This window comes from Solitalea longa (assembly GCF_002920915.1).
GTDB classification, from domain to species: Bacteria; Bacteroidota; Bacteroidia; order Sphingobacteriales; family Sphingobacteriaceae; genus Solitalea; species Solitalea longa.
In genome coordinates this window covers 144900-156319 of sequence record NZ_PQVF01000002.1, presented here as the reverse complement: position 1 = coordinate 156319, position 11420 = coordinate 144900, and the positions used below count along the sequence as shown (strand labels likewise).

At 37.9% G+C, this 11420-nt stretch carries 8 protein-coding genes; 5 read left to right on the top strand and 3 right to left on the bottom strand.

The window, feature by feature from the left end:
- Positions 1-24: 24 nt before the first annotated feature.
- Positions 25-513, top strand: coding sequence for a type II RES/Xre toxin-antitoxin system antitoxin (gene parS / locus C3K47_RS03235; RefSeq protein WP_103787673.1), 489 nt, complete (start codon positions 25-27; stop codon positions 511-513).
- The gene (locus C3K47_RS03230) at positions 513-965 is read left to right on the top strand and encodes an RES family NAD+ phosphorylase (RefSeq protein WP_103787671.1); all 453 of its coding nucleotides are present in this window, start codon (positions 513-515) and stop codon (positions 963-965) included. Before parS ends, C3K47_RS03230 begins: the two co-directional genes overlap by 1 nt.
- Here the strand turns inward: C3K47_RS03230 and C3K47_RS03225 are convergent, their stop codons facing one another.
- The 3 genes from C3K47_RS03225 to C3K47_RS03215 all read right to left on the bottom strand — a co-directional run bounded on the left by C3K47_RS03225 (position 966) and on the right by C3K47_RS03215 (position 4841).
- Positions 966-1952 carry a LuxE/PaaK family acyltransferase gene (locus tag C3K47_RS03225; RefSeq protein WP_103787669.1) on the bottom strand — a complete coding sequence of 329 codons (987 nt, stop codon included), beginning with the start codon at positions 1950-1952 and terminating at the stop codon, positions 966-968. It lies immediately after the preceding gene.
- Positions 1953-2068: 116 nt separating this feature from the next.
- On the bottom strand, positions 2069-2407 hold the full coding sequence (locus C3K47_RS03220) for a hypothetical protein (protein ID WP_133159321.1): 339 nt from the start codon (positions 2405-2407) through the stop codon (positions 2069-2071).
- Positions 2408-2411: 4 nt separating this feature from the next.
- A complete protein-coding gene (locus tag C3K47_RS03215) occupies positions 2412-4841 on the bottom strand; it encodes a penicillin acylase family protein (protein WP_103787666.1) in 2430 nt (809 codons plus the stop codon).
- A gap of 189 nt (positions 4842-5030) precedes the next feature.
- Here C3K47_RS03215 and C3K47_RS03210 point away from each other — a divergent pair, with 189 nt between their 5' ends.
- The 3 genes from C3K47_RS03210 (at position 5031) to C3K47_RS03200 (ending at position 11333) form a co-directional block, all read left to right on the top strand.
- The gene (locus C3K47_RS03210; RefSeq protein ID WP_103787664.1) at positions 5031-7937 is read left to right on the top strand and encodes a TonB-dependent receptor; all 2907 of its coding nucleotides are present in this window, start codon (positions 5031-5033) and stop codon (positions 7935-7937) included.
- A 125-nt stretch (positions 7938-8062) separates the two neighbouring features.
- Positions 8063-8725 (top strand): beta-phosphoglucomutase, encoded by a 663-nt coding sequence (gene pgmB, locus C3K47_RS03205; RefSeq protein WP_103787662.1) that lies wholly within the window; start codon positions 8063-8065, stop codon positions 8723-8725.
- Between the two features lie 145 nt (positions 8726-8870).
- Positions 8871-11333 (top strand): glycoside hydrolase family 31 protein, encoded by a 2463-nt coding sequence (locus C3K47_RS03200; protein ID WP_103787661.1) that lies wholly within the window; start codon positions 8871-8873, stop codon positions 11331-11333.
- Positions 11334-11420 lie beyond the last annotated feature (87 nt).

Genomic DNA, 11420 nt, shown 5'->3' with positions numbered 1-11420 from the left:
TAAATTTATGACAAACTTCACAATATGAGCTTTGAAGCACATGATAAAGGTGTTCCTTATGGAAAGGTTGAATTATCTGAATCTACCGAATTAGTGCAGTTAATGGGAGGGTTAACAGCATTAAAAATCACTAATCAGCCTCGATCAGAGTTTGATTGGATGAATATTGCGCGTAACGGTATTCCCAAAAAGGCAGTTATGGAGCTCGCCAAAAAAATATCATTCTCGCTAGCTGAAATAGCCACTGTATTGCATCTCTCTGAGCGTTCGCTTCACCGGTATACCTCTTCATCTATTTTGAAAACTGAATATGCCGAAAAAACTGTTGAGCTTGCAAAACTTTATACCCGGGGCGAAGAGGTTTTTGGTAATATGGATACTTTTAAAAATTGGATGCGAACACCCAGTTTTATACTTGGTGGAGAAGCCCCCATTAATTTACTAGATAATTCGTTGGGGTTCAATATTGTACTCAATGAATTAGGTAAGATTGAACACGGAGTGTTAGCCTAATGAACGTTTACCATATTGCCAGAAATGAGTATATAAATGATTTAAGTGGGGCTGGATCAAGGTTGTTTGGAGGCCGTTGGAATAGCATAGGAACATCTTTGATCTATACTTCATCAACGAGAGCGTTAAGTGTGCTAGAGTTACTTGCTCATCTACCAGCAACCCAATTACCAGTTAATTATTCAGTTATTCATTTAAGTGTTCCGGAAGAACACGTTATAAATCTTGATCTACACCTATTGCCCTTGGACTGGAAAAAATTTCCATCTCCCTTTTCTTTAAAGTTTTTTGGTGATGACTTTGTTCGTCAATCTGGCGGGTTAGTATTAAAAGTTCCCTCGGCTCTTGTTGAAGATGAGTTTAACTATCTAATTAATCCAGGTCATGCTGACATGAAAAAGGTGGAAATAGTAAAGGTTAAACCTTTTGCTTTTGACGATCGGTTATTTTAACTATTGAACCAATAGATTGCAACCGCGGATATCACTATTGTCAAAGCGGCCCAACACTTCAAATGAATTATCGGGGTAAAGTTTACCAAGATCCTGAGTGGCAATAAATGAACAGGAATTTAGATTAGCCAAATCAATAATGTTAATGCCTCCCGACTGGTTTAAATTAGTTAAGCTTAGTGGGTCATTAGTATCACGGGTTAATATTTTCATCCATGGTGGACATTCAAAAATTCCCTTTCCTTTAGAATAAGCCTGAGACAACAGTTCTGTCATGCCGTATTCCGAGTGAATTTCCCGTACTCCAAAACCTTTTTCCAATACCTCATGCAGCTCCGCTCTAACCATTTCTTTGCGCTTGCCTTTCATGCCCCCCGTTTCCATAATTATGGTATTGTTTAAACTCATCGGATATTTTTCAATAAAATCGAGTAGGGCATAAGTCACTCCAATTAAAATGGTTTTTTGGCCTTGCACTTCAAGTTCGTTCAGGGTTTCAAACAGTTCGGAATGGTTGTGCAAAAAGAAACCACTTTTTGCATGACCGGATTGTTTGATCAAGTCTTCCACCATTAAAATCAGTGAAGAACCTTCTCTCTCAAGGTAAGAAGGGAGTAAAGCAAGGAAGCAATAGTTTTGTGGGGAACCATAGAAATATTCAAAACCCTTCGTAAAGCTGTCTATATAAAGCTGAACATTGGCTACCATATGCCGGCTTTGGATCATACCGGTGGTTCCGGAGCTACTGAAAATAATTGACGAATGCTGATTTTCAGTAATAACATCGTGAGTTTTAAAAAAACTGATCGGCAAAAAAGGAATTGCGGAAATAGTGTTAACAGATTGAGGGTCTGCCTTAATAAGCTTCAAATATTCTTTATAAACCGGGTTTGTTTGGGCCTGATACCTAAAAACCCGAAGACAAAACTCATTAAAAGTTTGCTCGTTGTTAATGGAGAAGATCTCTTGGGAAGTTGGTTTGTTCACGGTGCAAAAGTAATCAACCTGTATCGCATAAAAAAAGCCTCTGTGGTTGAAACAGAGGCTAGGGTAAAGAAACGACTAAGTTATTTAACAATCGTTTATCTTTAAGAGTATTTACTCTATTGTTTTTTTATCAGATTTTTGCAGTAATGACCTGTTATAGCCGTTATTCCTGCTGCCAAACCTCCAATAATTCCGGTTATAAATATTAATACCACAGGCGATTTTACAGTTAGCATTTCAGCAACTTTGACGGTTAAAATTCCTTCGGTTTTAAAATGAACAAAAAATGCATATAAAAACCAATTCAGGAAAATAGCTCCAAACGCCGAAATAAATGTCTTTGAACCTTTTTCACTTTTCCATAATGCTAAAATGAATGGAATCACCATGATGATCCACCACGGAAGCATTATTTGCAATATAGCACATATGATAAATATTAAGAAAAATAGCATATTATTATTTATTTAATTTAACTACAGAGATAATTCGTTTGTCTTTTGCGGTTGGACTAAGTAAATAAACCAATTCATTAAGTTTACCTTCAGACCAGGTATCAACCATATTATCATAATACCAACTGCCTGGATTACCCGACTGACCTCCGGGGTAAACTCCATAAGCCTTTACACTTTCCCCCAATTCAACAATCATTCTCCACGATGGGCCATTGTGCTGGCTTAATGCATTTACCGAACCTTTACTACCACCGTTGAACAAATGCTTACTGTTAAATCCTGGGATTTTGGCAAGATGCGGAACAAAGGTGTCTTTTACATAACCCCACTGCCATTTTTCGCCCATTGGCCCATGTGCTTGCGTTAAACTGTCAATGGCAGCGCTATAAGTTTGGGTTACCAATTCCGCTAATGTTTCTTTTTGAGGAGTTTTTATATTGTCCACCCATTTCGAATTTTGCTCGTGCAGAATTATTTGTGCCGTACGATCTCTAGAAGGGAAACGCATAATACTGCCTTTTCCGCTAAAATCATCTGCCCAAATGGCCTGTCTTAACAAACTGTACCATTCATCAAAAATGGTTGCGGCTATTTCATTGGCGTTATAGTAGTCGTTCCAGTTATTTAATAATCGATAGCCTTCAACTTCTTCTTTCTTTCTTAGATCACCTTGATCGATCAAAGAGATCATTATTGTTTTAACATTTTCGGCATGAATGCTATAATTATCGTTTTGTAAGCTACGAATTGAATCAACGGTAATGTGGTTCATTTGTGCCAAACGACGATTGATCCGCGTACCACGCTCATATGGTGCAAACTCCCAGTTTAAATAATAAGGGTAGCTTGGATCAGTACTTGATTGGTTAGCTGAGCTAACAAAACCCCTTTCAGGATTTTTAACCGTAGGATTCTGCTCAGCAGGAATCCAACCCTGCCAATCGTTTTTAGGGTCAGTTCCGTCGAGAACAAATTTTCCCTGTTCTTTCCATTTCAACGGATATTTTCCATTAGGAGTAATGGCGATATCATTTTGATTGTCGGCAAATACAAAGTTTTGAGCAGGAGCCACGTAGCTTCTTAATGCTTCTCGATAATCGTTATAGTTTTTCGCCCGATTTAATTTATAGAACGTTGCAAGTTCATCTGATTTATCGTGAGCGATCCACCGCATTGCGGTACCAACAGGAACAAAGTCTTTAAATGGTTCTTGTGGACTATCATAAACCACAGGTCCCTGATGAGTGTAAATAACCGTATCAGTAATTGATGTTCCGTTTCGTACGCCAATAGTTTCTGTTCGTTTGGTGGTTTTGTTCCATTTATTGTTCCACCAATATTCATCTTTATTATTGTCTTTAAATTTAACCTGATACCAGTCCAAAACATCGGCATCAACATTAGTTACTCCCCAGCTTACATCTTTATTAAAACCAATTATTACATGTGGCGAACCCGGTAATGATACACCGTAAACATTCATGGTAGGGGTTACGATTTGAATTTGATACCAGATACTAGGTAAGGTTAAATCGAGGTGAGGGTCATTGGACAAAATTGGCAATCCGCTGGCGGTTTTTGAACCCGAAACAGCCCAGTTATTACTGCCAATACCTTCAATTTTTTCCTGGGGATGAATTGAATCGGTCATCATGGCAATGAAGCTCGAAGGCGTTTCTGGAGCTTTTAATGGATTAAATGCCCATTTAGTTCCCACAGGAATGATAGGGTCTTCGCGAAATGGATAATCAGGAAAAAGGTCCTTGACCACCGAAGGGCCATATTGTTTTAAAATATTGGTTAAATAGAAATCGTCAGAACCTCCGGCTAAAGTAGAGGTCATCTGCTTTAGTAACAAGGCACATTTTAAAGGGGTCCAAGCCTCGGGTTTATAATCCAGAATTTTAAATTCAATAGGATATTCTTTAGGAGATAATGAAGCGATGTATGCATTTATGCCTGCCGTATAAGCTTCAACAACCATACGGCTGGCAGGATTTTCCATCATACCTTTTAATGACTGTTCGGCACCATACACCATTCCGCTACGACGTTTATATTTATCCAGTTCAATGGCTTTATCGCCTATAACTTCAGCGATTCTTCCGGCAGCAAAACGTGTCTGGAAATCCATTTGCCATAAACGGTCCTTTGCAGTAACATACCCCTGCGCGAAATAAGCATCGTAATCATTTTTTGCAAAAATATGCGGTATGCGATTTTCATCGTACAAAATGCTCACCTCTTCTTTTACCCCCGGTAATGAAAAGCTTTGTTCTTTTTCAGTTTTTTTTACTTCAGCGTTTTGCCAAAAACCCATATATGGACTCAAAAATCGCCCTAGAGGAGGTATCGGGCCTGTTTTATTGTCCATTAGGTAAAACAGTGCTCCTGAAACCACCAGTAGCGCAATGGCTTTAAAAATCTTCATTGTTTGTTTTAAATTGGTTATATGAAATAATATTAGGAACTAATTTCAAGAAACAAAACAATATGTTGAGAATATTATAGATGTTGAAAAAAAATATTCTTCTGCAAGCATAAAAAAATTTGTTATTCCCCTTTTTTTAATATTTTAGGAGCCTTATAACCAATTTAGGAACCTAATTACTTAAAATTTATGAAACACAATTACCAGAGATTTTGGCTATTAATGGCTTTTTTTCTGTTGCTACAGGTTGTTGCGTTTGCTCAAAATGCTGTGACTGTAAGTGGAACTGTTAAAGACAAAGCAACGGGAGAGGAATTACCGGCAGTAAGTGTAACTATTAAGGGCAAGAAAACAGGTACGGCTACTGATGCGAAAGGCCACTTTACATTAAAAACCACCACACCTGTTCCATTTGTACTTATTGTGAGTTCAATTGGATTTAAACCTTTTGAAGTTAATGTTACCGGAAATACCACCGATTTGGCTATTCAACTTGAAACCGAGGCCGTACTTGGTCAGGAAGTTGTTGTTGCCGCATCAAGGGTGGAAGAAAAAATTCTTGAGTCACCGGTATCAATTGAACGTATGGGCGTTCAAGCAATCAAATCATCTCCTGCTCCTTCATTTTATGATGCATTGGCTAATTTAAAAGGAGTGGAAATGAGTACTCAATCTTTAACATTTAAGTCAGTGAGTACAAGAGGATTCAATGCCAATGGTAATACCCGAATGGTTCAGCTCATTGATGGTATGGATAATCAGGCTCCAGGTTTGAACTTTTCAGTGGGAAATATTGTTGGTATCACTGAACTTGATATGGAGAATGCAGAATTGCTTCCTGGAGCAGCTTCGGCACTTTACGGACCTAACGCTATTACTGGAATTGTTTTGTTAAACAGTAAAAGTCCTTTCAACTATCAAGGTTTTAGCGCCTTAATAAAAGGTGGTATGTTAAGTGAATCAAATCGTAGTAAAACAAACACTCCTTATTACGATGTAGCTTTACGATACGCTAAGGCATTTAATAACAAGTTTGCCTTTAAACTTAATTTTGAAATGTTAGGTGCAGATGATTGGCAAGCTAGTGATATGCGTGATCAAAGCTTGTTAAATGGGTTTAATTTAAATAATGGTGCTCAGTTTACGAATCCAGCTTATAACGGGGTAAATACTTATGGAGATGAGTTGAATTTAAATATGTACGAAAGGTTATTACCTGCTGCTTTAACTCCAGGAAATCCTTTGGGCAATGGAATTAAGCAATTATCAGATGCAACAGGTGGAGTTCTTACACCTCAGGCTATTTTTGATGGAATGATGCCATCAAAAGATAACACTTATGTATCCCGTACAGGATATAATGAGCGTGACCTTACTGATTATAATACCAAAAATTTGAAGTTTAATGGCGCATTTCATTATCGTATTAACGAAAATGTTGAAGCTTTTGTACAAGGTAGCTATGGCTACGGAACAACGGTGTATACAGGTGCTGATCGTTATTCAATCAAAAACTTCAATATGGGCCAATACAAGGCAGAAGTAAAAGGAAGTAATTTTTATGTTCGCGCATATACTACTCAAGAAGACGCAGGTGATAGCTATGCTTCAGGTACGTTAGGTGCAGGTATAAATGAGGCCTGGAAACCCAGCCAGACTTGGTTTCAGCAGTACTTCGGTACCTATGCTACCGGTGCATTAACAACCTATTCGAGTACATTTCAAGCTAAATATCAAGAAGGAATGTTAGCCGGAAAACCTCAACCTGTTGCATTTACTGAAGCAGTTGCGGCTGCCACTGCTGCTGCAAAAGGAGGATTTGGCAATTTTAATACTCAGGCACGCACCACTGCAGATCAAGGTAGATTAATGCCAGGTACTGCTGAATTTGATGCTGCCGCTAAAACAGTCCGTGAAAAATCAATTCCAGGCGATGCAAATGGCGTAGGAGCCCGTTTTGCCGATAAAACCAATCTTTACCAAGTTGAAGGTATGTACAATTTCATGAATGAAATTAAGTTCATGGAAATGTTAGTTGGAGGTAACTACCGCATCTATGATTTGAACTCAGAGAAAACCTTATTTGCTCTTGACGAAAATGGTGGCGAGTTTAATATCAAAGAGTGGGGTGCTTATATTCAATTAGGTAAAAAATTATTTGATGACCAGTTGAAACTTTCAGGGTCATTACGTTATGATAAAAATATGAACTTTGAAGGTCAATTCTCACCACGCCTTTCTGCTGTATTAACAGTTGCAAAAGATCATAATTTCAGAGCCTCTTATCAAACAGGTTTCCGTATCCCAACTACACAAGACCAATATATTGATTTGGTAACCCCACAAGCACATCTAATCGGAGGCTTACCATTTTTACGTGAACGTTATGGATTATTATCTGGTCCGGTATATTCATTAGAGTCTGTACAAGCTGGGAATCCTCAACAGTATCAATTTACTGATTTCAAGCCTGAAAAAGTAGTTTCTTATGAGTTGGGTTATAAAGCATTAGTGAATAGAAAGCTTTTAATTGACGCTTACGTTTATAAAAGTGACTACAATAACTTTATGGGAGAGCAAGTTCTCGTTCAACCTGTAAGTCAAACTCAACAAAATATTTATTCATTACCAGTAAATAGCACAAAAACTATTAATACTTGGGGATGGGCATTAGGAATGGATTACTCATTGCCTTTAAACTTTGTTGTGGGTGGTAACGTATCTTTCAATAAACTTACTAATGAAAAAGATTTAGATGGAATGTATGCTCAGTTCAATACTCCTGAATATCGTTTCAATGTAAATGTAGGTAACCGTAATATTGCTAAAACAGATTTCGGATTTAACCTTACTTACAGATGGCAACAAGAATTCATCTGGCAATCATCATTTGTCGGAGTTAATCTTCAGGCATCTAATGGAGCAGTAATTCCTGCATATGGTAGTTTAGATGCTCAAGTTTCTAAAGCATTTCCTAAAAATAAAACAATCATCAAGTTAGGTGCATCAAATTTAACAAACCAGTCATACCGACAAGCTTGGGGGAACCCAATGGTAGGAACTACTGGTTATATTTCTATTGGATATAATTTGTAAGGTATTTTCTTATAGAAAAACATTGATGGCATTACTAAGAAATTAGTAATGCCATTTGTTTAATTAATCAGTTTGTAAATCAGGCATATCTTACCGATATTGCCAACTTCTTAAATTAACCTATTATGTCGCCCATCAAAGCCTGTATATTCGACCTTGACGGGGTTATTGTTGATACCACTCATTTTCATTATTTGGCTTGGAAACGCTTATCTAATGAACTGGGATTTGATATAACCGAAGAAGATAATGAACAACTGAAAGGAGTAAGCCGCATGGAATGCCTGCGGATTATTTTGAGTATTGGAGGTGTTTCCACTTCTGCAGATAAACTATATGATTTGGCAGAAATGAAAAATCGCTGGTATGTTGAGCATATCAACACTATGACCGAGAAGGATGTGATTACTGGTGCTGCTGAATTTATTGAAGCAGTTCAAAATGCCGGATTAAAAGTGGCCATTGCCTCTGCCAGTAAAAATGCCGGAATCATATTGGAGAAAGTAAAACTGAGGAATAAGTTTCCTGTACTTGTAGATGGAAACCTTGTAAATAAAAGCAAACCAAACCCCGAAATATTTTTGCGATCGGCCCGTGAATTAGGTATTGACCCGGATAGTTGTATTGTTTTTGAAGATGCAATATCAGGTATTCAAGCGGCCAATAATGCCGGTATGCGATCAGTAGGTATTGGTTCTGAAGATGCACTTAAAAATGCTCATTTCGTGGTTCCCTCTTTGGGAGCAATGAGCTTAGAAGACCTGTTTTCACTTGAAAACTTCGCGTAGTTCACAATCATTTTTTAATTGTCCGAAGAAACTGTTTAAACACTAATTTTTCTCTAAGTCGGTTTTTAATATCTCAAAGTGTTATATTTACACTAATAGACATTAAAACTAAGCTCAGTTAGTTTTACAGCAATCCCGAACAATTATGGAAAATTTAACAAACCTCGATCTTATGATTGACCCGGCTTTAAAAGTTCCAGACGAAAATAATGAGGAAAAGTTCTTAAACAATCCCATCGTAACGCTTGGCCCCATTACCAAGCAATATTTAAAGTCGGTTAAAAACTATATAACTGATGGCAACCGTTTTGTATTTTCAGACGGTGCCTCAAAAGTTCAAATTTCGGTAATCAGTGATGAGATCATCAGGGTACGCATGGCTCCGCAGGGAACCTTCCTGGCCGATTTTTCTTACGCTATTAATCCGTACGATCACATTATAACGGAAGTTAAATTCACCGAAACTGAACTCCAATACCTGATTGCCACTCCTAAAGTAACCTGCGCAGTTACAAAAGCCGATTTCCTGATCTCATTTATTGACCGCAACGGAAATCTGATGAGTTCAGATGCCAAACCAATGCATTATGAAGAAAATGTTCAGTTTGGCGGTTACTATGTTTACTGCAGTAAAACCTGTCAGGCTACTGAGGATTTTTATGCTTTAGGTGATAAGGCTACTGAATTTAATTTAAGAGGCAAGCGACAGGTGTTGTGGAATACGGATACTTACGCTTTTGCCAAAAATCAGGATCCTTTATATAGGAGCATTCCCTTTTACATGAGTTTGAACAAAGGCTATTGCTATGGTATCTTTTATGATAATACCTTTAAAACTCATTATGATTTTGCGGTTGAGAGCCATGATTGTACAAGCTTTTGGTCAGATGGTGGTGAACTGAACTACTATTACATTCATGGGCCTCAAATGGTTGATGTGGTTAAACGCTATTCCATGTTAACCGGAACTCATCAAATGCCACCGATGTGGGCTTTGGGTTTTCACCAGTGCCGATGGAGTTATTATCCTGATAAAAAAGTAAAACAAATAGCCAATACCTTCAGGGAAAAGAAAATTCCTTGTGATGCCATTTATCTAGATATTGATTATATGAATGGCTACAGGTGTTTCACCTGGAATGACCGATATTTTCCTGATCCCAAACAGCTGTTAACAGAACTGGATGAAATTGGATTTAAAACTGTTGTAATTATCGACCCTGGAATTAAGGTAGATGATAATTATTGGGTGTTTAAGGAAGGTAAGGCAAATAACTATTTCTGTCGCCGATGTGACGATTACTTTATGGAAGGTAACGTTTGGCCGGGTCGATGCCAGTTTCCTGATTTTACCAACCCGAAAGTACGTGAATGGTGGGGTGGCCTATTCCAGGGATTACTTGATGCCGGTGTGGACGGTGTTTGGAACGATATGAACGAACCTGCGGTTTTTGGTTCGGGTTCATTCCCTGACGATGTACGCCATAATTTTGATCATCATCGTGGTTCACATCGTAAAGCACATAACGTTTACGGAATGCAAATGGTAAGAGCTACTTATGAAGGATTACAAAAGCTTCAAAAAAATAAACGGCCTTTTACCATTACCAGAGCAGGATATTCGGGAGTTCAACGATATTCGTCCGTTTGGACAGGCGATAATGTTGCTAGCTGGGAACACTTGAAACTGGCGAATGTAATGTGTCAGCGTTTGAGTATTTCAGGTATTTCTTTCTGTGGAACCGATATTGGCGGTTTTACAGGTGAACCTGATGGAGAATTGTTTACTCGTTGGATCCAGTTGGGCGTATTTACACCATTAATGAGGGCACATTCGGCGGGTGATACCCGTGAACGTGAGCCTTGGTCGTTTGGTGAGCCTTTTGAATCGATCTGTAGAAAATTTATTGAGTTGCGTTATAAGTTGCTTCCTTATTTGTATTCAGCATTCTGGCAACATTATAAATATCATATGCCGGTTTTACGTCCGGTGATAATGCTCGAGCCTAATGAGCAGATCAATCATTACCGGGAGGATGAATTTAGTTTTGGCGATAGCATACTGATTTGCCCTGTTTTACAACCGGGCATAACCAATCGTAAAGTTTATTTACCAAAAGGTACCTGGTACGACTATTGGAATAATCAAAAGTATAAGGGAGGTAAGGAGTTTGTGATCAATACTCCTTTAGATAGTATGCCGATTTTTGTAAAGGCTGGTGCCTCAGTTCCTGAATATCCTGTAATGCAGTATGTTAATGAAGTAGAGCTTGAGTTTTTAACATTAAAAACCTGGTATTCAGAAATGGAAGAAAAGTCGATCATTTATGAAGACCACGGTGAAAACTTTGCCTATAAACTTGATATTTATCTCGAAAAAACAATTACTGTAAGAGGAACCAATGGTTCATTTGTGATGGAGCAAACAATGTTTGGTATGTATACTCCTCGTTACGAGAAGTATGAGCATATTGTTTATGGCCTTCCGTTTAAAGTGAAAAAAGTGGTGGTTGATGGGAAGGAAATGAAAAAATATAGTGTTGATGCAACAAATGTTCTTTCTTTTACTACTACCAAACAGTTTAAAAAGATTGAGATATTGGCCTAATTGAAAAGGTTATTTATTTCTGATGATATTGAAAGGCACCCTATAGGTGCCTTTTGTTATTTAGGGCTATTGTATCTAATTAATACT